23 protein-coding genes are annotated in these 23,102 nt (G+C 54.6%); 11 read left to right on the forward strand and 12 right to left on the reverse strand.

The window, feature by feature from the left end:
* Together guaD and G516_RS0106830 are read left to right on the forward strand one after the other, a co-directional pair.
* Positions 1 to 1,353: a guanine deaminase gene (guaD, locus tag G516_RS21420; RefSeq protein WP_051219027.1), complete on the forward strand. Its 1,353-nt coding sequence runs from the start codon at positions 1 to 3 to the stop codon at positions 1,351 to 1,353.
* 1 nt (position 1,354) lies between these two features.
* Positions 1,355 to 2,569: a urate hydroxylase PuuD gene (locus tag G516_RS0106830; protein ID WP_028293015.1), complete on the forward strand. Its 1,215-nt coding sequence runs from the start codon at positions 1,355 to 1,357 to the stop codon at positions 2,567 to 2,569.
* A 128-nt stretch (positions 2,570 to 2,697) separates the two neighbouring features.
* Here G516_RS0106830 and G516_RS0106835 read toward each other — a convergent pair whose 3' ends face one another.
* The 4 genes from G516_RS0106835 to G516_RS0106850 form a co-directional block, all read right to left on the reverse strand.
* On the reverse strand, positions 2,698 to 2,994 hold the full coding sequence (locus G516_RS0106835) for a type II toxin-antitoxin system RelE/ParE family toxin (protein WP_028293016.1): 297 nt from the start codon (positions 2,992 to 2,994) through the stop codon (positions 2,698 to 2,700).
* A gap of 38 nt (positions 2,995 to 3,032) precedes the next feature.
* Positions 3,033 to 3,269 (reverse strand): type II toxin-antitoxin system ParD family antitoxin, encoded by a 237-nt coding sequence (locus G516_RS0106840; RefSeq protein ID WP_028293017.1) that lies wholly within the window; start codon positions 3,267 to 3,269, stop codon positions 3,033 to 3,035.
* 276 nt (positions 3,270 to 3,545) lie between these two features.
* Positions 3,546 to 4,193 carry a TetR/AcrR family transcriptional regulator gene (locus G516_RS0106845; protein WP_028293018.1) on the reverse strand — a complete coding sequence of 216 codons (648 nt, stop codon included), beginning with the start codon at positions 4,191 to 4,193 and terminating at the stop codon, positions 3,546 to 3,548.
* A 294-nt stretch (positions 4,194 to 4,487) separates the two neighbouring features.
* Positions 4,488 to 5,882 carry a uracil-xanthine permease family protein gene (locus tag G516_RS0106850; protein ID WP_028293019.1) on the reverse strand — a complete coding sequence of 465 codons (1,395 nt, stop codon included), beginning with the start codon at positions 5,880 to 5,882 and terminating at the stop codon, positions 4,488 to 4,490.
* Positions 5,883 to 6,360: 478 nt separating this feature from the next.
* On the opposite strand from G516_RS0106850, the gene pip reads away from it, so the two are divergent.
* Positions 6,361 to 7,314 carry a prolyl aminopeptidase gene (gene pip / locus G516_RS0106860; protein ID WP_028293020.1) on the forward strand — a complete coding sequence of 318 codons (954 nt, stop codon included), beginning with the start codon at positions 6,361 to 6,363 and terminating at the stop codon, positions 7,312 to 7,314.
* Positions 7,315 to 7,429: 115 nt separating this feature from the next.
* Entirely contained in the window at positions 7,430 to 8,038 is a 609-nt protein-coding gene (locus G516_RS0106865) for a Fic/DOC family protein (RefSeq protein WP_028293021.1), read from the forward strand.
* A 6-nt stretch (positions 8,039 to 8,044) separates the two neighbouring features.
* Here the strand turns inward: G516_RS0106865 and G516_RS24635 are convergent, their stop codons facing one another.
* On the reverse strand, positions 8,045 to 8,338 hold the full coding sequence (locus G516_RS24635) for a hypothetical protein (protein WP_156878978.1): 294 nt from the start codon (positions 8,336 to 8,338) through the stop codon (positions 8,045 to 8,047).
* Positions 8,339 to 8,408: 70 nt separating this feature from the next.
* Here G516_RS24635 and G516_RS0106875 point away from each other — a divergent pair, with 70 nt between their 5' ends.
* Positions 8,409 to 8,951, forward strand: coding sequence for a HugZ family pyridoxamine 5'-phosphate oxidase (locus G516_RS0106875; RefSeq protein ID WP_084644919.1), 543 nt, complete (start codon positions 8,409 to 8,411; stop codon positions 8,949 to 8,951).
* Between the two features lie 26 nt (positions 8,952 to 8,977).
* Positions 8,978 to 9,679 carry a hypothetical protein gene (locus tag G516_RS0106880; RefSeq protein ID WP_028293023.1) on the forward strand — a complete coding sequence of 234 codons (702 nt, stop codon included), beginning with the start codon at positions 8,978 to 8,980 and terminating at the stop codon, positions 9,677 to 9,679.
* A 98-nt stretch (positions 9,680 to 9,777) separates the two neighbouring features.
* Here the strand turns inward: G516_RS0106880 and alc are convergent, their stop codons facing one another.
* Positions 9,778 to 10,788 (reverse strand): allantoicase, encoded by a 1,011-nt coding sequence (gene alc / locus G516_RS0106885; protein ID WP_036535057.1) that lies wholly within the window; start codon positions 10,786 to 10,788, stop codon positions 9,778 to 9,780.
* Positions 10,789 to 10,798: 10 nt separating this feature from the next.
* The gene (gene puuE, locus G516_RS0106890; protein WP_028293025.1) at positions 10,799 to 11,737 is read right to left on the reverse strand and encodes an allantoinase PuuE; all 939 of its coding nucleotides are present in this window, start codon (positions 11,735 to 11,737) and stop codon (positions 10,799 to 10,801) included.
* A 274-nt stretch (positions 11,738 to 12,011) separates the two neighbouring features.
* Here puuE and G516_RS21425 point away from each other — a divergent pair, with 274 nt between their 5' ends.
* Positions 12,012 to 12,548 (forward strand): ureidoglycolate lyase, encoded by a 537-nt coding sequence (locus G516_RS21425; RefSeq protein ID WP_084644920.1) that lies wholly within the window; start codon positions 12,012 to 12,014, stop codon positions 12,546 to 12,548.
* 190 nt (positions 12,549 to 12,738) lie between these two features.
* On the opposite strand, the gene G516_RS0106900 is transcribed toward G516_RS21425, so the two are convergent.
* The 4 genes from G516_RS0106900 to G516_RS0106915 form a co-directional block, all read right to left on the reverse strand.
* On the reverse strand, positions 12,739 to 13,731 hold the full coding sequence (locus G516_RS0106900) for an isopenicillin N synthase family dioxygenase (protein WP_036535060.1): 993 nt from the start codon (positions 13,729 to 13,731) through the stop codon (positions 12,739 to 12,741).
* Between the two features lie 129 nt (positions 13,732 to 13,860).
* Positions 13,861 to 14,949: a BMP family ABC transporter substrate-binding protein gene (locus G516_RS0106905; RefSeq protein WP_028293027.1), complete on the reverse strand. Its 1,089-nt coding sequence runs from the start codon at positions 14,947 to 14,949 to the stop codon at positions 13,861 to 13,863.
* Between the two features lie 439 nt (positions 14,950 to 15,388).
* Positions 15,389 to 15,736, reverse strand: a complete 348-nt coding sequence (locus G516_RS0106910) for a cupin domain-containing protein (protein ID WP_051219028.1) — start codon at positions 15,734 to 15,736, stop codon at positions 15,389 to 15,391.
* Between the two features lie 113 nt (positions 15,737 to 15,849).
* On the reverse strand, positions 15,850 to 17,229 hold the full coding sequence (locus G516_RS0106915) for a flavin-containing monooxygenase (protein WP_028293029.1): 1,380 nt from the start codon (positions 17,227 to 17,229) through the stop codon (positions 15,850 to 15,852).
* 401 nt (positions 17,230 to 17,630) lie between these two features.
* Here G516_RS0106915 and G516_RS0106920 point away from each other — a divergent pair, with 401 nt between their 5' ends.
* The 3 genes from G516_RS0106920 (at position 17,631) to G516_RS0106930 (ending at position 21,387) form a co-directional block, all read left to right on the forward strand.
* Complete coding sequence (locus G516_RS0106920) at positions 17,631 to 20,075, forward strand: membrane-bound PQQ-dependent dehydrogenase, glucose/quinate/shikimate family (RefSeq protein ID WP_028293030.1); 2,445 nt, start codon at positions 17,631 to 17,633, stop codon at positions 20,073 to 20,075.
* Between the two features lie 194 nt (positions 20,076 to 20,269).
* The gene (locus G516_RS0106925; protein ID WP_084644921.1) at positions 20,270 to 20,785 is read left to right on the forward strand and encodes a MarR family winged helix-turn-helix transcriptional regulator; all 516 of its coding nucleotides are present in this window, start codon (positions 20,270 to 20,272) and stop codon (positions 20,783 to 20,785) included.
* A 56-nt stretch (positions 20,786 to 20,841) separates the two neighbouring features.
* On the forward strand, positions 20,842 to 21,387 hold the full coding sequence (locus G516_RS0106930; RefSeq protein WP_028293032.1) for a glutathione peroxidase: 546 nt from the start codon (positions 20,842 to 20,844) through the stop codon (positions 21,385 to 21,387).
* Positions 21,388 to 21,511: 124 nt separating this feature from the next.
* On the opposite strand, the gene G516_RS0106935 is transcribed toward G516_RS0106930, so the two are convergent.
* Positions 21,512 to 21,949, reverse strand: coding sequence for a MarR family winged helix-turn-helix transcriptional regulator (locus tag G516_RS0106935; RefSeq protein ID WP_028293033.1), 438 nt, complete (start codon positions 21,947 to 21,949; stop codon positions 21,512 to 21,514).
* An 83-nt stretch (positions 21,950 to 22,032) separates the two neighbouring features.
* Here G516_RS0106935 and G516_RS0106940 point away from each other — a divergent pair, with 83 nt between their 5' ends.
* Positions 22,033 to 22,848: a siderophore-interacting protein gene (locus G516_RS0106940; RefSeq protein ID WP_084644922.1), complete on the forward strand. Its 816-nt coding sequence runs from the start codon at positions 22,033 to 22,035 to the stop codon at positions 22,846 to 22,848.
* The last annotated feature ends 254 nt before the right edge of the window (positions 22,849 to 23,102 follow it).

Genomic DNA, 23,102 nt, shown 5'->3' on the forward strand with positions numbered 1-23,102 from the left:
ATGACCACTGCGTTTCGTGGCACTTTGTTGTACTTCACGGATGATCCCTTATCTTCAGGAAAGAGTGCCGAAGGGGGAGATGCTGTTCACCATATACAGGACGGCCTGTTGCTGGTGGGCGAGGGCGGTTTTATCGAACGGGTGGGAGAATATTCCGAGCTGATCGGTGAGCTGCCGTTTGGCGTCGAAGTGGTCGACCACAGCGGCAAAATCCTGATGCCGGGTTTTGTGGATTGCCACATCCACTACCCGCAAACCGAGATGATTGCCGCCTACGGAACGCAGTTGCTCGACTGGCTGGAAACCCACACCTTCCCGGTGGAGAGCAAGTTCAAGGACTACGACTACGGCGTCAAAATTGCCGAGCGTTTCTGCACTGAGCTGCTGCGCAACGGCACCACCACCGCACTGGTGTTCGGCAGTGTGCACCCTGAATCGGTCGATGCGTTCTTCACCGTCGCCCAACAACGCAAGCTGCGCATGATCGCCGGTAAGGTGATGATGGATCGCCACGCGCCAGACACCGTGCTCGATACCGCCGAAACCAGCTACACCGAATCGAAAGCCCTGATTGAAAAATGGCACGGCAAGGATCGGCTCGACTACGCCGTTACCCCGCGTTTTGCACCGACCAGCACGCCGGAACAACTGCAGCTGGCTGGACGCTTGTTAGAAGAGTTTCCGGGTGTGTACTTGCACACGCATCTTTCCGAAAACAAGGATGAAATCGCCTGGGTCAAACAACTGTTCCCGGACTCCGAGCACTATCTGGATGTTTACGATCAGGCCGGTTTGCTGGGCAAACGCAGTGTGTTTGCTCATGGCATCCACCTGTGTGACGACGAATGCCAGCGCATGGCCGACAGCGATTCCGTGGTTGCTCATTGTCCGTCGTCGAACCTGTTCCTTGGTTCCGGCCTGTTCGATTTGCAGAAAATGGACGACTACGGCATTCGTGTGGGTATTGGTTCCGATGTTGGCGGTGGCAGCAGCTTCTCAGCCTTTGATTCATTGGCCGACGCCTACAAAATCCAGCAGCTGCGCGATGTGAACCTCGATCCGTTCCGGGCCTTGTATTTGGCCACCCTCGGTGGTGCTAAAGCACTGTCGCTGGACGACCGTATCGGCAGCTTCAAGCCGGGCATGGAAGCCGACTTTATTGTGCTGGACCCTAAGGCAACGGACTTTCTCGCTTTCCGCACCCAGCACTGCAAAAGCCTCAAAGAACTGCTGTTTGTGCTCAATACCCTCGGTGACGACCGGGTTGTTAACGCCACCTACATTCTCGGCGAGCTGGCACACACCACAGATATGATTGTCGACGCTGAACAGGCGTCAGAAGGAGCATACTGATATGGAAGCCTACCTGGTGGATTGGCTGCACCTGCTGATCCGTTTTTTGCACGTACTCACCGCCATCGCCTGGATCGGTGCGTCGTTTTATTTTGTCTGGCTGGATAACTCGCTGGAAAAACCACCGCAGTGGAAAATCGACAAGGGCATCAAGGGCGACCTGTGGGCGGTGCACGGCGGTGGCTTTTATGAAGTTGCCAAATACCAGAACACCCCGGAACAACTGCCAAAAACCCTGCACTGGTTCAAGTGGGAAGCCTACTCCACCTGGCTGACCGGCATGGCTCTGCTGATTGTGGTGTTTTACGTCGGTGCCCAAAGCTACCTGATCGACAGCACCAAGGCCGACCTCACCAGCTGGCAGGCTATTGGTATTGGTGTGGGCTCGCTGCTGGCAGGCTTTGCCGTCTACGAAGGTGCTTGCCGCACACCGCTGATCAAACACAATCTGGCCTTTGGCCTGGTAATGCTGGCGCTGGTGACCTTTATGGCCTGGGCATTGAGTCAGGTGCTGGGTGACCGCGCGGCTTACATTCATGTCGGTGCGCTGATCGGCACTTGCATGGCGGGTAACGTATTCAACACCATCATGCCGTCCCAGCGGGTGATGGTCGAAGCCGCCGCCAAGGGCGAAACCCCCGACCCGTACTATGGCAACAAGGCCAAACTGCGCTCCACCCACAACAACTACGCCACCATTCCGGTGCTGTTCATTATGCTCAGCAACCACTTCCCGATGACCTACGGTCACGAATACGGCTGGCTGATTCTGGGTGCACTGGCATTGGTCGGTGCCTGGGCCCGTCACTTCTTCAACCTGCGCCATCACGGCAAAGTGAAGCCGATGATCATTGTCTCGGCGCTGGTGGCCTTCTTTGCGATTGCCTTTATCGCCATGCCATCGAATGTGCTGTCGTCAGGTAAGTCTGCTGACCTGCAAGCGGGTACTCAGGCATCAGCATTGCCAAGAGTGACCGACGTACAAGCCCTCAACATCGTTGGCCAGCACTGCACCGCGTGCCATAGCGCCACCCCGACCGACGACATCTTCAAAGTGTCGCCAGGCGGCGTCATGTTCGACAACCTCGACCAGATCAAAGCCATGAAAGACCGAATCCTGGCCCGCGCGGTTCACACCCACGACATGCCGTTTATGAACAAAACCGGCATGACGGAAGAAGAGCGGGAAGTGTTGGGCAGGTGGCTGGAGCAGTAACCTGCTCAAGTTCTCGAAATGTGGGAGGTAGCTTGCTGCCGAGGCGTCGTTGATGGGCGCAAGCGCACCATCCTATGCTCAGGTAATGTCTGCGGATTGGTGTGGGAGGTAGCTTGCTGCCGATTTCCTTAATCCAGCCAGTGGCCCACATCCATTCGCTTGTGCAATATACGTACAATCAGGATTTCGTTGGGTAAGGTGTTTTTATAGAAAATCACATGGCTGTCGTGACGCATTTTTCGGTAGCCAGGTTTTATTTCGTCACAGCGGATACCCGAATCCGGGTGGCTAGCCAATTGCTGAAAAGCACGGTCTAACTGCTGCAAATAACGGTTCCGCTGCGTTTTTCCCCAATGCTTTTCGGTGTGTCTGGCAATGCCAATCAGATCTTGCCTGGCGCTGTTCGTTAGCTTGAACGTCGACATTCCTTTGCCTCTCCATTTCCAGCAGCTGCTTTTAATGATCAGGAGCTGCTATCCAACTCCTTGATCACCGATTCAAGGCTGTATTCAGCAATGCCGCTGGCTTCACCTTCATCGAGTGCTTTGCGTAAGGTATCCAGCTTGGTCTGTTCGCTTTCCAACAAGCGCAGTGCCGAGCGAATTACCTCGCTGGCGGAACCGTAGCGGCCGCTTTCAACCTGCTTGGCAATAAAGCCTTCAAAGTGTTCACCCAGGCTAATGCTGGTGTTTTTGGCCATAAGGCTGACTCCAATACCAAAATCTATGTAGATTATGGTATCAGGTGGGCTGTATAACAAGTAGACAGCAGTGGTGCCGTTACTTGTCAGAATCAGGCTGATTCGGTTTTGGCGTCGTTGATGGGCGCAAGCGCACCATCCTATGTTCGGGTAATGTTTGCAGTAGTGTAGGAGGCAGCTTGCTGCCGGGGTTTTCTCTAACCAAACCTTGTAGGTCGGATAAGGCCGCGAAGCGGGCCGCCATCCGACACCAGCGTAATGAGCGTGATAACGGCCTTACCTAACCCCACATCCCTTCAGGATGATGTGCGTCAGCGAGCGGGCGGCTGCGCTGTAGTCTTCCTCGACCAGCTCTTCCTTGTTCAGCGCTGAAACAATCTGGAATTTGAAGTCGGCGTAGTGCTGGGTCGATGACCACAGCAGGAAGATCAGGTGTTCGGCGGTGATTTCCTTGTCCATCTTGCCGCGTTCCTGCCATTCCTTGAAGACGGCCACTCGGCCGTTGAACCATTCCACGTAGCCTTCGTTGAAATAGCCTTCCAGGTTCGGGCCGCCGCTGATGATTTCGCTGGCGAAAATGCGCGAGGCGACCGGGTGCTTCCAGGAGAATTCGATTTTCTGTTGCAGGTATTCCGCCAGTACCTCGGCGGGATCGTCATCGGCGGTCATGCGGGTCAGCGAGCCGTCCCACAGGTCAATGATGTCGCTTAATACGGCCAGGTACAGGCCTAGCTTGTTCTTGAAGTAGTAGTGAATATTGGCCTTGGGCAGGTCGGCCCGCTTGGCAATTTCACGCATGCTGGCGCCCTTGAAACCAAAAGCCGCGAATTCCTGTTCTGCTGCCGCGATGATCACCTTTTCGTTACGCTGACGGATATCGCCGGCGGGCTTTTCACTGCGGTGGGAGGCAACGTTTAACGTCATGGGCATCTCTGATCATTCCTGTGAGGGGGCATTATAACGGCACATTCGCACCTTGGGAGGCCAAAAGCGTTGCTGAGCAAAAGGAAACACTGCGAATGTTTTGGAAATAATTGCTTCGCTGTTGGCAAAAGCGGTCTGGAAGGCAAAGGACAAGGTGGTGGCAAAACGAAAGACAAGAAGGCAATAAAGCCGCCGAGAAAAAGCCACCAGCAAAAAAGCCGCCGGGAGTCATCCGGGCGGCAAGTGATGAAGGTGGTGCAGAAACTACAGAGCGCAAGGCCGGGCTATCCCTGCTCAAGCGGTAATGGAGTTACGGGTTTCTTCATGCGCAGTGGGCTCTGCGGGAGTGGCCAGTGGCTTTTCTTCAGGCAGTAGCACGCTCAGAAGAATGGCCGACAGACCTCCGGTGGTGATGGCGGAACCAAAGATGCTTTGCACCAGTTTGGGCATTTGCGACAGCATGTCCGGCACCATCATGGCACCCAGCCCCATACCGAAAGACACCGCCATAATCAGCATTTTGCGACGATCCAGTTGCTCGGTTGCCAGAATCTTGATGCCCGCCGCCGCAACCGTGCCGAACATCACCAGTGTGGCTCCGCCCAGTACCGGCTTGGGAATGTTTTGCAGCACACCACCAATGATCGGGAACATGCCCAACACAAACAAAATCGCAGCGATGTAATAACCCACATGGCGGCTTGCAACGCCTGTTAGTTGAATAACGCCGTTGTTCTGACTGAAGGTGGTGTTTGGCATGCTGTTGAAAAATGCCGCCAGCAGTGAGTTCAGACCATCGGCCAGCACGCCGCCTTTGACCCGTTGCAGGTAGCCTTCGCCCTTAATGGGCTGACGGGAAACAATGCAGTTGGCGGTAATGTCGCCGGTGGATTCAATGGCGGTGATCAGGTAAATCAGCGCAATTGGCAGGAAGGCTGCCCAGTCGAACGAGAAACCGTACTTGAACGGTACTGGAATACTAACGACTGGTAGAGTCGCCAGATTGGCGAAGCTGATTTTGCCCATAAAGGCGGCAACCACAAAGCCAATCAACAGGCCCAAAACGATCGATGACAGACGAATCCAGCTATTGGACGAGCGGTTCATCACAATGATGCTGACCAGCACCAGTCCTCCCAAGGCCAGATTACCCGGTGCACCGAAGTCTGGTGCCTTGAAGCCACCCGCCAGGTCGGTCATGCCGACCTTGATCAGACTGACACCAATGATGGTAATCACAATTCCAGTCACCAGTGGGGTGATGACGGCTTTCAGCTTGTGCAGGAACTGGCTGAGGAAAATCTCAACGAACGCCCCCAGAAAACAGACGCCGAAAATCAGCGACAGAATTTCTTCCGGCCCGCCACCCTGGCCCTTGGCGATAAAGCCTGCGGCCAGTACTGAACTCAGGAACGCAAAGCTGGTGCCCTGCACACAGATCATGCCGGTGCCAATGCCCAGTGGACGGCGGGCTTGCAGAAAGGTCGCCACGCCAGACACCATCAGCGCCATGCTGATCAGGTAAGGAATATGTTCACCCAGACCCAGCACGCCACCGACGATCAGGGTTGGGGTAATGATGCCAACAAAACTGGCGAGTACGTGCTGGATGGCGGCGAAAGTGGATTCCATCGCGCCGGGTTTGGCGTCGAGCGGGTATAGCAGCTCGGAGGGTTGTTGTTCTGCCATGGGACTCTCCCTGAAGTCAGGCCCTGTGTCAGGTTCGGGACAGCATCCGTGCGCCTGAGGGGTTGGGTCGCTTGTTAAGTAATCGTAGTTAATGGGGTAGAACGGTTGACCAAATGGTCAGATGGCAGAATAAAGAGCAAAAAGTTGGCCAAGTGGTCAGGGTGTGGGTCAAGAAACTGTCGGGATTGTTGGGCGCTGCCTGTTAGTTAATAAAAACCCTATAAAAATCATTGGTTTATATTTCCACAGGGTAAGCGTCATGTTCGACACCCGAAAGAAAGTGGGCTCAATACACGGCGAAGCGATAAAGGCGATGCCCTTGGTGCTGCGCTTATACGCACAGATACGCACAGAAAAGCAGCCGATGGGTTAAAACCGCACAGAAAGTGGGCTTGTATTCCATCAGTGCGAAACCGCGCGTCATGGTGATAATCTGAGCCATACCAGCCAACTGAACGGCCTTTGTGAAGGAAACACCATGAGCACCGAACTGCGCACCCTTTACCCTGAAATCGAACCTTATGACTCCGGTATGCTGGACGTCGGCGATGGCCACACCATCTACTGGGAGCGGGTGGGCACACCGGGTGCAAAACCGGCGGTGTTCCTGCACGGTGGCCCGGGTGGTGGCTGCAACGAATCCCATCGTCGGGTGTTTGATCCGGCCAAATACGACGCTGTGCTGTTCGACCAGCGTGGCTGTGGCCGTTCGACGCCTCATGCCAATCTGGACGCCAACACCACCTGGCATCTGGTGGAAGATATTGAACGCCTGCGCGAAAAATTCGGCATCGACCAATGGCTGGTGTTCGGCGGTAGCTGGGGTTCTACACTGGCACTGGCCTATGCCCAGACGCATCCTGAATGTGTGTCCGAGATGGTACTGCGCGGCATCTATACCCTGACTCAGGCCGAACTCGACTGGTACTACCAGTTTGGTGTGTCGGAAATGCATCCCGAAAAATGGCAGCACTTTATTGCGCCGATTCCGGAAGCCGAGCGCGACAATATGATGCTGGCTTACCACAAACGCCTGACTGGCAGCGATGACGCTGAAAAGCTGGCCTGCGCCAAAGCCTGGAGCCAGTGGGAAGGCGGTACATCGACATTGCTGCCCAACCCAGACATGGTTGAAGACTTTGGTGGCGACCAGTTTGCGCTGGCGTTCGCCCGCATTGAAAACCACTTCTTTATTAACGCCGGTTGGCTCGAACCCAACCAGCTACAGCGCGATGTTCATAAGCTGCACGGCATTCCGGCGGTGATTGTTCACGGCCGTTTTGATATGCCATGCCCGCTTAAAAACGCCTGGAACCTTGCCAATGCGTGGCCGGATGCTGAGCTGCACATCATCGAAGCCGCAGGTCATGCCATGAGCGAACCGGGGATTCTGGACCAGCTGATTCGGGCAACTGACCGGTTTGCAGGCTGACCTGTGTTTTTTGATGGGCGGCGAGCGCCCATCCTATGGCCTTGTGCCCATCTAAGCCTGGGAGCGCGGGCCGCTGGCCCGCAACGCATGCCGTATTTCATCAGGAGTGACTGATATGGCCAAGTACGAAATCAGCACGGACGAAGGCTCTGCACAGCCTGATGGTGAAGACGGCGTTCTGAAAAACAGCCTGGGACTTACGCTCAAGGAAGATATTGATATTGCAGAAACAGAGTTGCTGGAAGCTCTGTATTTTGGAGTGCTCAACGATGTTCCTGATGAATTAACCTTCAGCGATATTTGCACATGGCATCGCCGATGGCTTGGCAACCTTTACGAGTGGGCGGGCAAGCTTCGTTCAGTAAACATGTCCAAAGGAGACTTTCACTTTGCTGCGGCTGGCCAACTGCAGCGTCTTTGTGAGGGCTTTGAATCAGAGTATCTGCAAAACTTTGGTTCTCTTTTTCAAATGGACGATGACAGTCTGGTTGGATACCTGGCTCGATCTCATGTCGAGTTTATTCTTATTCATCCATTTCGAGAGGGAAACGGTCGTTTATCGCGTTTGCTTCTGAATGTGCAGCTGGTTCAGGCTGGGTTGGAGCCAATGGACTTTCAGCTATGGGATGACCATAAGGATTTCTATTTCAGGTCAATTCAGGCCGGGGTAACTGGCGATTACCAGCATATAGAGCGTTTGATTCGGGATAGCCTGCCAGATTAGTCAGGCTTAGCTGGCAAGAGTCAGATCGGGAAAACGGCGCTTGCCGGATTTCAGCCGACTTTCAATTTTGAAACTGCTTTCGCCAGTTTCAATGGCCGTAGAGCTGGCGACAGAACGACGCACAGCATCTTTGTTTACTGGCTGGCGGCTGTCTTTGGATCGTCTTTGCATAATTACTCTCCTGATTTGTTCATTGTAGCCTAGCTGGAAGTTGGATGACATGGCTTGTTGGGCCCGTTCCGACAACGCAGGTAAGATGCTTTTTGAGCGTGGTGCTCCTGGGGTTGGTGTAATCGTCATGTGGGGATAATTTCCATCGAAACCAGACCGGAAGCGCGGGCCGCTGGCCCGCAAAGAAAAGGATTCAACGATGAGTAATACCGAAAAACCGGTTGAGCCAACTCAGCCACAGCCTTCGCAACCAACAGCAGAAGAGTTGGCGCAAATCCGCGACGATTTTCACGCCTTTATCGGCGGCTTTAACAGCCTGACGATGGCAACGGTGAACGCCAACGGCGAGCCGGAATCCAGCTACGCGCCCTTTATCCAGCAGGACGGCTGCTTCTACGTGTTCCTGTCCGAGCTGGCCAGCCATACCCAAAATCTGAAGGCTAACCCGAACGTCAGTTTGTTCTGGATCGAACCGGAAGATCAGGCCCGTAATATCTTCGCCCGCACCCGCGCCACGGTATTTGCCAACGCCGATGTCATTGACCGCGCGTCAGACGATGGCCAGGTCATTCTGGATGCTATGGAAGAACAACTCGGCAACACCATGCAGGTGTTGCGCGGATTGGGGGATTTTCATTTGTTCGAACTGACGCCACAACACGGTGCTTATGTGACTGGCTTTGCCAAGGCATTCAGGTTGGAAGGGGAAGGGTTGCAGCAAGTGGTGCATCAGCAAAAATAGTTAATGTGAAACATTGGGGGTGAGGAGTGCATAATTATGAATTTATATTTGATTGGTTGAATAATAATCAGGGTGTCCTGTCGGTAATAATTTTTATTGTTACTATTTTGATCGGTTGGGTAAGCGGAATAATTGGCGCTTTGAGGAAGAAACCAAAATTTAAAATATCAACTATTTTGGGGCCTACGATGGTGGTTACATCTACGGTTCCTGGCTTTCATAATGGGCTACCAAAACATAAAACAGCCATATCTCTTTACCTTGGTATATCTAATGTCGGTAGTGCTCCAAGTCAGTTAAAATATGCTCATGTCGGATACCACTGGAGTACCGTTCGGTTCTCTTGGAACTGGCTGAAGTACTCCGTCGGATGGTTTTGGTTAAAGAATCAAACAGCAGTGCTTGAGGATTTTCAGTGCCAGATTGGTGAAGGCAAAGTAAAATTTTTTCCTTTTCTTTTCCAAAAGAGCCCAGTTACTGGTTTAGGAGGAAACACATACTTATTAGAAGGACAATCTATTAATGGGCTTGTATATTTTGAACAAGCTGAAAGCTACGGTGCGTGTTTTCCGAAAGTTAAAGATGGAAAGACTAAGCTAAAAATTGTTCTACTAGATGCCGAGGATAGAAAGCATGCTAAGTCTGTCTGGGTTGATGTCACGTCTATAGAGCAAGCTAAACAGTATAATCCTGCGTTTGGTGATACGTTGTCTCAATTGGGATCGTAGGATGTATTAGCGGAACGCGTAATACATCACACCCAATCGGCAGCAAGCTACCTCCTACAAAGAAGCGGCAGCTTGCTTTCAATGAACGATTTTCTCTATTAGCCGCTGACTTTCCCCATCAACCGCACGCGGCTAATACCGCCATCCGGGAAGACGTTGATTTTCACATGGGTCACAGGGCCCAGATTTTTTACTTCGGCCTTGTAGTTGTGTTCCTGATTGGGCTGCATTTTTTGCGGTGGTAGCAGTTCTTCCCAGTACAGGCTTTGGGTTTCGATCTGGTCGTCGGTGCCGCCGGTCACGTAGGCGGCCTGAATCGAACACTTGTCCGGGTAGTTGCCCTTGAAGTGGTGGGTGTCGATGAGGATTTCTTCAATGCTGCCCGCGTGGCCCAGCGCCAGAATCACCCAGTCGTTGCCCGGTGTGCGGCGGCGGGCGGTTTCCCAGCCATCGCCCATGTTGATGCCTTTGCCTGGTTGGATGATGTTGCTCATATGGCCGAAGTGCTGGTTATTGCAGGCCAGTGCACGGCCGCCGTTCAGCGCCGCAGCAAGGTCGACCAGTTGATCGGCTGACTGGTTGCTCCAGTCCTTGAATGGCACTCCGTACACTCTTAAGCGAGCGACGCCGCCGTCGGGGAAGATGTTCAGGCGCAGGTGAGTCCATGGCTGATCGGCGAATTTATCCACAATCGAATGGATGTGGTGGCTGTCTCCTTGCAGGTTGACCGCAGGCAGGATTTCGGTCCATTCGGTCTCAGAGGTTGGATCACCGTTTTCAATAAAACAGGCTTCCAGTGAGGCCGATGGCGGGTAGTTACCGGTGAAGTAACGGGTGTCGATATCGACCGCCTTGATGTTACCGGCGACGCCGAGTTTGACGACGGCATGGTCGTATCCGGCTTCGCGCTTGCGGCGCGACTCCCAGCCGTCCATCCACTTGCCGTTGTCGTCGTAGACGCCTTCTTTCCACACCGGTTCGTCCGGGCTCAGCATGCGGTTGGCTTCGGCGAACCAGTCGTCGGTAACGTAGATCACTTCGGTGCCCAAACGACTGTTAGCCAGGTTTACCAGTTGCTTCAGTTGTTCTTCGTTGTATTGCTTGGTCATCAGGTATTCCTTATTTCCCGGCTGGTTGCGGATAGTGGTGCATATGCCAGTGGCGGGCGATGTCGATGCGGCGACAGAACCAGACCTTGTCGTGCATCGAGACGTATTCGATAAAGCGTTTCAGGGCCGCCAGACGACCGGGACGACCGATCAGGCGGCAGTGCAGGCCAATCGACAGCATTTTCGGGGCGGTGGCGCCTTCTTCGTACAGTACGTCGAAGCTGTCCTTGAGGTACTGGAAGAACTGGTCGCCGCAGTTAAAGCCCTGCGGAGTAGCGAAGCGCATGTCGTTGCTGTCGAGGGTGTAGGGAATCACCAGATGCGGTTTTGCTGGCCCTTTGACCCAGTAGGGCAGGTCGTCGTCGTAGGCATCGGAGTCGTACATAAAGCCGCCTTCGGCCATCACAATGTCACGGGTGTTAGGGCCGGTGCGGCCGGTGTACCAGCCTGCCGGACGTTCGCCGGTGATATCACGGAGGATATCGATGGCTTTCATCAGGTGTTCGGTTTCTTCCTCGATGCTCATGTGCTGGTAGTCGATCCAGCGGTAGCCGTGGCTGCAGATTTCGTGGCCGTCGGCGACCATCGCTTTGATCACGTCCGGGTGGCGTTGGGCGGCCATGGCGACGGCAAAAATGGTGAGCGGAATGTTGTGCTTTTTGAACAGTTTCAGAATGCGCCAGACACCGGAACGGCTGCCGTATTCGTAGATGGATTCCATGCTCATGTGGCGCACATCGGCCAATGGCTGGGCGGCGGGCATCTCGGACAGGAAGGCTTCGGATTCCTTGTCGCCGTGGAGGATGCAACGTTCGCCGCCTTCTTCGTAGTTGAGTACGAACGACAGGGCGATGCGGGCATCGTCGGGCCAGTGCGGGTGTGGTGGCTCGCTGCCGTAGCCAATCAGATCGCGCGGGTAGTCGGCGGACTGAGGGTGTTCAATGGACATGGTGTCTCCGGGGAGTTGGCCGTTCCTGGCAATCGCCGACGGGGATCAGCGCAAGGTACAAGGAAGCGGTTTGTTGACGCGCTTGTGCTTTGATTGGGCCAGATTAGTCGTTTATTTCTGGCCCGACAATGGATTTTCCTGACCGAGTGGTCAAAGTGTGCATTTACGGTCAAAATGGCCAAGTTTTAGCGCTAGGATGGCGTTTCACACAGGCTGTTTTTTAGTGCCCGTTTTCAGCCAGCTTTTACCGGTAATCACAGAGAGAGAATCCTGAATGGACAGCGAATCCACTTTGCCGCAGGCCGCTTTTCAGCTCACGCCACAGCCGCTGACCCGTGAGGCGTTTGTGCCGTTCGGGGATGTGATTGAAACCGAGGGGCGTGACCACTTCACCATTAACGATGGCTATGCCGAACGCTTTCATAACCTCGCGGATGTCGATTTGACCGAGGCCGATGGCAAGGTGCTGATCAGTATTTTCAGGGCGCGCCCACGGCCAAGGCCGATTCAGGTGGAAATGATGGAGCGCCATCCGTTGTCGAGTCAGGCGTTTATTCCGTTGTCGTCACAGCCGTTTCTGGTGCTGGTGGCTCCGGCAGGTGAACAGCCTTCGCAGGATAACCTGACACTGTTTCGGACTAACGGTCTTCAGGGTGTGAATTTTGCCAGGGGTGTGTGGCATTTTCCGTTGCTGGTAGAACATGAGAATCAGGAGTTTTTGATTGTTGACCGCGGTGCGCCAGCGGCCAATCCGGGCGAGAAGAATTGCGATCTGTTCTATTTTGATGGCGTGCGTGGGGAGATTGCCTGAGCGGCGTGATTGACCGGGTGGTGCGCAGTGCGCACCCTGCAGCCAGGTTTCGCGAATAAATTCGCTCCTACAATAAGCCTCGGTGACCAAGTACCAGGTTGTAGGAGGAGGCTTGCCTCCGAAATATCTGATGCGCAGTGCGCACCCCCTACAATGCGGATGGGCAGAGCTGCCCATCCGGGGTTTTGTATCACGCTTCTTCTTCCTGCCGGTAGGCGTAGGTGTTGTTGAAGCAGTAGATCATCCAGTCACCGGCTGAAATCGGTTGGTATTTAGGTGTTTCACCTTCAGCGCAGCAGTTTGGCAAACAGCTGACGTCAGTATCGAAGTCCGGTTCCACAAAGAACGGCATGGAATAGCGTTCGGCGCCGGATGGGCTGTAAACCCTATGTGGCGTTGATTTATAACGGTCGTTACTCCAGCGCGCCATCATGTTGCCAATGTTGATCACGAAGCTGTCTTCAATCGGTGGGGCGTCGACCCAGTTGCCGTTCACGTCCTGTACCTGCAAGCCACCGATTTCGTCCTGCCACAGAATGGTGATGCAGCCGTAGTCGGTATGTGAGCCCGCGCCTACTGGCGGCACGGCGTTGCCGTCGGCGTCGAGTAGCGGCTCGCGTGGCGGGTAGTGCAGGAAGCGCAGCACGCTGAGCGGGTGTTCGAATTTGTCTTCAAAGAAGTCTTCGTCAATCTTCAAAGCCAGCGCCAATGCGCTGAGTACCTTCTTGCCCAGTGCCAGCATGTCCCAATAGTGGGTTTCCATTTTTTGCTGGAAGTCGGCGATGGCATCCGGGTATTGGTTAGGGCCGTACAGTGGTCGCTCGGGGCCAATCAGTTCGTGACCCTTGGGCAGGTTGAGGCCCATGTCGAAGGATTCTTTCCAGTCGCTCGGGGCCGTTGGGTCGAGCTGTTCGGCTGCGGTTTCGCCATAGCCACGGTGGTTGTCGGACTGGGTGATGGGAATTTTCTGCTTTTCGCTCATCGGCAGGGCGAAGAAGTCTTCCGCCAGCTGGCGCATTTCGCTCATGCGTTCACGGCTGATGGGGTGGCCGGTGATGTAGAAGAAACCGCTTTCCTGACAGGCTTTGTCGATGGCGTTGGCTACGGCGAGTTTATCGGCAGTGTTGCCGCTGTAGAGTGGGGTTATGTCAATTTGGGGGATGTTGATCTGAGGGATGTTCATGTTGGTTGAGTCCAATGGAAGCTGTCCTGCTTTTCGTCAGGACAAAGAGCTGCGCCGGGGAACCCGTTCCCGGCGGCAACCTTTGTTCGATCAGGGGCGCGTTTTACGCCCCTGATCGGGTATCGCAAATTACTTCGGCAGTTTGGCGTCGATGCCTTCGACGTACCAGTCCATTTTTTCAAGGTCGGCGAAGGTCATGGCGCTGCCAGCCGGTACTCGGACGGTGCCTTGCTGATCCTTCAGCGGGCCGGTGAACGGGTAAACGCTGCCGTCCTTGATGCCTTCAATCAGTTCTTCGGCGTGGGTCACGACGTCGGCCGGGATGGATTTGTTGAAGCCCGGAATCACGATGGCACCTTCTTTCATGCCTTCAACCATGGGCTTGGATTCCCAGGTGCCGTCCATAACGGCCTGTACCTGGTGGATGTAGTGTGGGCCCCATTCGTCAACCACGGACAGCAGGTGGGCGTTTGGACCGAAGGCGGACATGTCGGATGCCTGACCCACGGCGAATTTGCCACGGCGTTCAGCGGCTTGCATAGCGGCCGGGGAGTCGGTGTGTTGCAGGATGACGTCGACACCCTGGTCCATCATGGCGTTGGCGGCGTCGGCTTCCTTACCTGGATCGAACCAGCTGTTTACCCAGATGATTTTCAGTTCGGCGTCCGGGTTGTATTCGTTCAGGGCCAGCTGTACGGCGTTGATGTCGCGGATAACTTCCGGAATCGGGAAGGAGGCGATGTAGCCGATTTTGTTGGATTTGGTTACCTGGGAAGCAACGTAACCCGCGACGTAACGGCCTTCAAAGGTTTTGGATACGTAAGTACCCATGTTCTTGGCCAGCTTGTAACCGGTGGCGTGTTCGAATTTGGTTTTCTTGAACTGCTTGGCGACCTTGAGGGTCGGGTTCATAAAGCCAAAGGAGGTGGTGAAAATGATGTCGTTACCGGCTTTGGCCAGGTTGCGAATCACACGTTCGGCGTCGGCACCTTCGGCGACGTTTTCAACGTAGGTGGTTTTTACCTTGTCACCGAAGTGCTTTTCGACGGACAAACGACCCTGATCGTGTTGGTAGGACCAGCCGTGGTCACCAATCGGGCCGACGTACACAAAGCCAACTTTCAGTGGCTCGGCGGCGAAGGCTGGAATGGACAGGGCTGCTGTCAGGGCACCGGCCGCAAGGCCAGTCATCAGTTTGTGAAATTGACGTCGTTTCATCCGTCTCTCCTTGTTTGGGCGGGCGCGAGGGATTATTGGGTGCGTCAGCCGATATTATTAATTTGACCGTTTGGACAGTATTTCGGTTAACCATCTAAGCAAAATGCTGACCAAGTGGTTTTCTGAGTCAGGTTTTTATGAGATTCGAGCGTATTTCGGTGATTCGGCAAGCAGTTCAGCACAGCTGCGTCCGGGATACATTGATCCATTGGTCAAAAACGTGCGTTCTGCTGGTGCATGGCCCGTTCAACCGGGCACCCTTTTGCGTCAGTGTCTTTTAAAGCCACACCTTTGTTTTTCGGGCTGATCATGGTTTTCGGGTTGATGGTGGTTTGCTGGATGGCTTCATGTTGTCTGGATAAACGAGCGCCATCCGACCGTTCGGAGCGTCGGATGGCGCAGGCTGATCGACCTGTGCGAACAGCAGTGCAGGGCGGGCTTACTTCAGCTTGATGGTGAAGTGTTTCTTTATCGGCTCGATGATTTTCCAATGGCCTTTGAAGTCAGCCTCGAATACAAAGGCATCGCCGGGGCCTACGGTGACGGTATCGCCGCCGTCCGGAGTGATTTCAGCCTTGCCTTCTATCAGGTGTACGAACTCCCATCCGGAGTATTCGGCGTAATAGGTACCGGGCGTGGCTTCCCACCAACCGGCGATCATGGTTTCGTCCGGTGAGGTGTATTCAATCCAGGTTTTCATGGAAGGCTCGCCTTCCACTTTGGTCCAGCCAGCAAGGTCGTCGGTGATAACGTCGACGGACGGGGCAGGGATTTTGGTGATGGTCATAAAGATACTCGCTAGGTGTCGGGTGTCGGGTGTCGGGTGGGCCGTGTAGGCTCGGGTGTTGGCGCCAGGCAGGCCGGGAGCGCCAGACTCCAGACCCCTGGCTCCAGACCGTTTTATTCCCCCGCCGCTTTCTGAATTTCTTCCGGCTTGGGCTCGTCGGCCAAATAGGCTTCCAACGAATCGTCCAACGCATACAGCCACGGGGTGTGGTGGGCTGGCGACGGCGTGCCGGTCATGACGGAAGGGAAGGAGTAGTCACGGAAGGTCATGATGTTCTCCTTCTTGTGCTTCTTCCATTTGAGGAAGGTTTCGTTGACCGCCGGAATATCGAAGTTCGGATAGTCGGTGTCGTCGATCAGATCCTGAATGTAGGAGCCCTGGTATTCGTAGGCTTCCTTGTCGTTGGCGATTTTCAGTTCGTTGTCGCGCCACATCTGGCTGTGTTCTTTCATGCCTGCAGGATCTGGCAGCTCGATGCGCTCCATGATGACGTCACGGGCGAACCAGGCCTGGGCATCAAACATGTTGAAGCTGTACCACTGGTCCTGCATGCCGATGTACAGCAGTTTGGGGTTGTCTTCCCACACCACGCCTTTGTAGAGGTTCATTACCCACAGGCGGTTGTCGGTTTTCAGGCGCAGGGATTCCGGCAGGAACGGGAAGTGGTGGATGTAGCCGGTGCACAGAATAATGGCATCGATTTGTTTGCTGCTGCCGTCAACGAAGTAGACGTTATCCACATCGACGTGGGTCATGGCCGGCTTTTCTTCCCAGTTGTCTGGCCACTTGTAGCCCATCGGTGCGCTGCGGTAGCAGGAGGTGACGGTTTTGGCGCCGTATTTGTAGCACTGGGAACCGATGTCTTCGGCCGAGTAGCTGGAGCCAACCACCAGTACGTTTTTGCCCTTGAATTCCAGCGCGTCACGGAAATCGTGGGCGTGCAGAATGCGGCCGCCAAAGCTTTCGAAACCCGGATATTGCGGCACGTTAGGGGTCGAGAAATGGCCGCTGGCGACCACCACGAAGTCAAACTCTTCGGAGTAGACCTTGTCTTCGTTGTGATCGTGAACGCTGACGGTAAATTTGCTGCTGGCTTCGTCGAATTCGACGTTACGAACAGCAGTATTGAAACGGATGTACTTGCGTACGTCGGCTTTATCCACACGGCCCTTGATGTAATCCCACAGCACTTCCCGTGGCGGGTAGGACGCGATGGGCTTGCCAAAATGTTCATCGAAGCTGTAGTCGGCAAATTCCAGTGCTTCTTTCGGGCCGTTGGACCACAGGTAGCGATACATGGAGCTGTGTACCGGTTCGCCGTTTTCATCGAGGCCGGTGCGCCAGGTGTAGTTCCACTGGCCGCCCCAGTCGGCTTGTTTTTCAAAGCATACGAGTTCAGGAATATCCGCCCCTTTGGCCTGGGCTGACTGGAAGGCTCGCAGTTGGGCCAGGCCGCTTGGGCCTGCGCCAATGATGGCTACGCGCTGGGTCATAAGTGTCTCCTCGTTCTATTTTCGCGACAGAAAATTTCTTATGAGGAAACACTAGAGCGAGTGTAAAGGCGGGAACATTCCCCAGTGAGGGTAGTCTTTGGCTAGTCCCTCAAGGCCAGCTTATACCAACTGGGTAGATGAGGTGGCTGCGAGTGCAGTGTCAATAAGCGTCAAATAACAAGAAATACTTGCCAGTAGATTAATAAATCTAATCATTTGAGATGTTATATATCTTTTTGGGTTTATTTAATAATTGATATGGAATGACCTTGAAATTGGAATATTCCGTTTCGGTTTATTTTGATGAACTATCCCTCGTCTATTGTTATCTGTCCCGTTAAAGGCAAAGGTCTTTGGCTTAATGACCTTTTTCTATCTTTGATCTCTTTCTGGGTATTTCTATGACGGACTCCAACGTATCTGGCTGGGCGCGCGCCTTGCTATGGCTGGTGGGCGCTGTGTTTGCGCTGGCTGGCCTGGGGCTAACTGTGGGCGGTGTGGTTTTGATCACCGAAGGCGGTAGCTGGTACTACTTGCTGATGGGCCTGGCGGTATTGGCCTCGGGTGTTTTATTAATACGCGAAAATATTATGGCTTTGACCGTATATTTTATAGCGTATGCAGTGACGGTTATTTGGGCAATATGGGAAGCCGGCTTTGAATTTTGGCCATTACACGCCCGTTTATATGCCTTTACCGTAATGGGCTTGTTGTTGCTGCTGGTGAATCCGATTTTGCGCAAGCAAAACGGCTACTTTACCCACGGGGCAAAACACTACGGCGCTGCTGCGGTGTTTGCCATTGCGGTGGTGGGCGGTTTTTGGGGCATGTTCCTGCCGCATGGTCAGCACAACTTTGTTGCGGATACGGGCTCGGTGAAAGTAACGCCAGCCACCGAACAGAAAAACTGGGACGCTTACGGCGGTACGTCGGAAGGTCAGCGTTTTGCGGCGCTGGACGACATTAACCGCGACACCGTTAAAGACCTGCAGGTGGCCTGGACCTACCGCACCGGTGACATCGCCGAGAGCACTGGCAACGGTTCTGAAGATCAGGAGACCCCGCTGCAAGTGGGCAATACCCTGTTCGTTTGTACTCCGCACAACAACGTCATTGCGTTGAACGCCGCCACCGGTGAAGAGAAGTGGAAAACCATCATCGATGCTCGCACCAAGGTGTGGATGCGTTGCCGTGGTTTGGCCTATTTCGATGCCGACCAGGCCGTTCAGCAGCCATCTACCGACAACAGCACTCCGGTCGATCTGACCAGTGTTCAGGCCTTCCTGCAGTCGGATAACAATCAGCAGTGTCGTCAGCGTGTGTACACCAACACCAATACCGGTGAGCTGATTGCACTGGACGCCAATACCGGTGAATTCTGTGAAGATTTTGGCTCCAACCCGGCCAAACCCGGCCGTGTTGATCTGAAAGCAGGCATTGGTGAAGGGGCGGATAACCTCTATTCCCTGACCTCTGCGCCTACCTTGGCGGGCACCACCATCGTTGTCGGCGGCCGTGTCGCGGATAACGTTGCGCTGGATATGCCGGGCGGCGTGGTGCGCGGTTTTGATGTCATTACCGGTGAGCTGAAATGGGCGTTTGATCCGGGGAATCCGGACGACCGTCAGGCTCCAACCGATGGCCAGACGTACACCCGTTCGACTCCGAACGTGTGGGCGGGCATGACGTATGACCCGGATTCCAACACCGTCTTTATGCCAGTGGGCAGTGCGGCGGTGGATCTGTGGGGTGTGGATCGCACCAAACTGGATGAAAAATACGGTGCCTCCGTACTGGCGGTTGACGCCACCACCGGTGATGAAAAGTGGGTGTATCAGACCGTTCATCACGACCTGTGGGACTTTGACGTGCCGATGCAGCCAACCCTGATCGACTTCCCGACAGCGAATGGAAAAGTGCCTGCCGTGGTGGTGGGTACCAAGGCGGGTCAGATTTTTGTACTGGATCGCGCCACTGGCAAGCCACTGACCGAAGTGAAAGAAATGCCGGTGAAAACCGCCACCATTCCGGGCGAAAAATACGCCACCACTCAGCCGGTGTCTGTGGGCATGCCGCAAATCGGTACCCAGCATCTGACCGAAGCGGATATGTGGGGCGCGACCGTTTTCGACCAGATGATGTGTCGTATCTCTTTCCAAAGCATGCGTTACGACGGCTTGTTTACCGCACCGGATACCGATGTATCCCTCAGCTTCCCGGGCTCGTTGGGTGGCATGAACTGGGGCGGTTTGTCGTATGACCCGGTATCTGACCTGCTGGTGGTGAACGACATGCGCCTGGGCCTGTGGGTGCAGATGGTGCAACAGCAGAAAGATGCCAAGGCGTCTGACGGCGGTGAAGCGGTGAACACAGGTATGGGTGCGGTGCCGTTGAAAGGCACGCCGTATTCCGTGAATAAAAACCGCTTCCTGTCGGCATTGGGCATTCCGTGTCAGGAGCCACCATTCGGTACTCTCACCGCCATTGATATGAAGACCCAGAAAGTGGCCTGGGAAGCGCCATTGGGCACAGTACAGGATACCGGTCCGTTTGGTATCAAGATGAAAATGCCAATCCCGATTGGCATGCCGACCATTGGTGGTTCGCTGACCACGCAAAGTGGCCTGATCTTCTTCGCTGCGACCCAGGATTACTACCTGCGTGCGTTCGACAGCGCCACTGGCGAGGAAGTATGGAAAGCCCGTTTGCCTGTGGGTAGCCAGGGCACGCCAATGACCTATCGCTCTCCTGAAGACGGCAAGCAGTATCTGGTGATTTCTGCCGGTGGTGCGCGTCAGTCGCCAGATCGTGGTGATTACGTGATTGCTTATGCTTTACCGAATTGATTGCCTAATTGATCGCCGAATTGATCGGTAACTGGAGTAATTAAACAAAGGGCGACCAGTGCAAGCGGGTCGCCCTTTTTTGAGCGTTTTGTTGTTTGTTCGTATGGCTGCACCAATCTGTTTTGCCTTATTAGGTTGTGCGCAATACAAATGACGGCGTACAGTGAACCTAACCTGTTCACCACGAGCCGTTCATGTCTCACCCAGCCCCCTCTGATACGCCAGCCCCCTCTGCTACGCCAGCCGATAGGGCTGCCAATCTGCAAACCCTTGCGCAACATGGCTTGTTGCTGGACCAGCAGATTTGCTTTCCCCTCTACGCCGCGTCCAATCTGGTGATTAAAGCCTATGGCCCGTTGTTGAAGCCGTTGGGGCTGACCTATCCGCAGTATCTGGTGATGCTGGCCCTGTGGCAGCATCAGAAAATGAACGTGGGTGAACTGGGCAAACAATTGCATCTGGATTCCGGCACCCTGACGCCGCTGCTGAAACGCATGGAAGCCAACGGACTGGTGTTGCGCCAGCGTTGTGCCACCGATGAGCGGCGGGTTAATGTGAGCCTCACCGATGCCGGTAAGGAACTTCAGCAGGCTGCTGCGGCCGTACCCCAGGCGATGGCTTGCCGCATGGCAGGAGACAGCCACTGGTTGCGGCAATTGCAAACCGATCTGAATTTATTGATTGAGCGGGTCGAGCAGTCGAACGCTTGATCGTCGATTTCGGAACCGCGAGCGGTTTCATAAACATAACAACAGGAGAGCCTGTTATGAGCATTCACGATATCGCAGTAACCACCATCGAAGGCAAAACCCAGCAGCTGGCGGACTTCAAAGGCAAAACCCTGCTGATTGTTAACGTTGCGTCCAAATGCGGCCTGACCCCGCAGTACGAAGCACTGGAAGCTCTGTACAAAGAGAAGAAAGACGCCGGTCTGGAAATTCTGGGCTTCCCTTGCAACCAGTTCCTGGGTCAGGAGCCGGGCACTGACGCTGAAGTAGCCGAGTTCTGCTCGCTGACTTACAACGTCACCTTCCCGATGTTCTCCAAGATTGAAGTGAACGGCGAAGGTCGCCACCCACTGTATCAATCCCTGATTGCCGCCCAGCCAAAACGCACGACTGCTGAAGGCTCTGGCTTCAAGGACAAGCTGGCTGGCATGAACCTGCTGTCTGACGACGAAACCGACGTGATGTGGAACTTCGAGAAGTTTCTGGTCGACGCCAATGGTCAGGTTGTCGGTCGTTTTGCACCGGATATGTCACCTGCTGACGCGGAACTGAAAGACGCGATCGAAGCTCAGCTGGCCAAGTAAGCCCAGTCTGGCGTCTGAAGTCTGAAGTAAAGCCCGATTGCTGTAAGGTGATCGGGCTTTTTGTTTTTTCATCGCGCGCATACCTTGCAAGAGCAGGTGGGAGCGAGCTTGCTCGCGATGTTTGTCACTCCTGTTTTAAATTTGCTCCCACTTTTCCCAGCAGGCTCAACAGGGTCTGGCATTCGTCGTCGGTTAATCCTGCTACCGCCTGTTCGGCCATTTGCCGGTTGAGCTGTTCAAACCCTGCTAACAAGGGGGCGCATTGGTCGGTGACCTGCAAGCGGGTAATACGACGGTCTTTTTCATCCGCTATACCCACAACCAATCCCTGTTTTTTCAAATTGCTGATGATGCGGGCGATCTGCCCCTTGTCGCGTCCGGAGCGTTCTACCAGATCTTTTTGGGTGGCACCGGGTGTCGCCGCAATAAAGCGCAGCGCCTTGAATTCCATGCCGGCGATGCCGTCGGAGTGCTCGCGGCTGAGCTGATGGTGGCGGCTACGGATGCTGCGTTGGATGTCGCCGATGGCGTCGAAGATGTGTTCCGGGAACGATCTGTTCATAAATGCGACCAATGGTTGACCTTGTCAACCTAATCTCTTGGGTGTTTAATGGATGACATTATCAACCATCTGAGGAAAACTCAATGAACAGATTACAAAGCAAGCTGGCATTGAGAGCCCGTAAAGCCGATGCCCTGCAAGCACGTTCCGGTGCTGTTACCACGCCTTCCAAACCCGCTGCCAGCCGTTCTATCCGTCGGGTACGCCATGACATCAAGGTGCGTCACGTAGCCGTGGCCAGTGTGCAGCATCCGTCGCCGGGTTTTGTGTCGATCCTTTTGCAGGGGGACGACCTGATCGATTTTCCCTCACAGTCGTTCGATGACCACATCAAGGTATTTGTGCCACAAGATGGCGCGGAAGCCATTCGACGGGATTACACCCCGCGTTGTTTTGATGCTGCAACCGGCGACCTGACCATCGAGTTTGCCTTGCACGAGGGCGGCGCTGCCAGCGACTGGGCCAGCCGTTTGCAGGCCGGCGACCGGGTTCAGGTAGCCGGGCCAAAAGGTTCGATGGTGATTCCGATGGATTACCCGTGGTACTGGCTGATTGGCGACCCAACCTCGTTGCCTGCCATCAGCCGCTTTCTGGAAGAAGCGCCTGCCGGCTGCAAGGTGACGGTGGTGTGCCAGATTGCCAACGAAGGTGATCAACGCGAATTCGCGACAGCTGCCAACGCCGATGTGCATTGGGTCAGCGATTATCAGCAGCTGCTGGCCACCGTACATGAGCTTGAATTGCCAGCGGGCGAAGGCTTTGTATGGGGTGGTCTGGAAGGTCATACCGTGGCTCGTTTGCGCACCATGGTGCTGGAGCAAAAAGGCCACCCGCGTGAGCACAGCAAGTTGTCGGCTTATTGGAAACAGGGGCTGGCGGATTTCAGTGAGAAGGGCTGAGCGATTCAGCCCCGCCGTTTTGATGATCGATCGATGCAGGTTGTGCTGGGCAGGGCCCAGCCTACGGTCCCGGGTTGATCGATCGAGAGCAAGCTCTCTCCCACAATAGTGTTCGACACCCGACACCCGACACCCGACACCCGACACCCGACACCCGACACCCGACACCCGCCCAAAAACTGTACTGATCGAATCGATCGTTTCTGTATCTGTTGCAGTACAGTTGCCTGAGTAAACTATCGTCTTTATCACCT

The organism is Oceanobacter kriegii DSM 6294 (assembly GCF_000422845.1).
Taxonomy (GTDB): domain Bacteria; phylum Pseudomonadota; class Gammaproteobacteria; order Pseudomonadales; family Oceanobacteraceae; genus Oceanobacter; species Oceanobacter kriegii.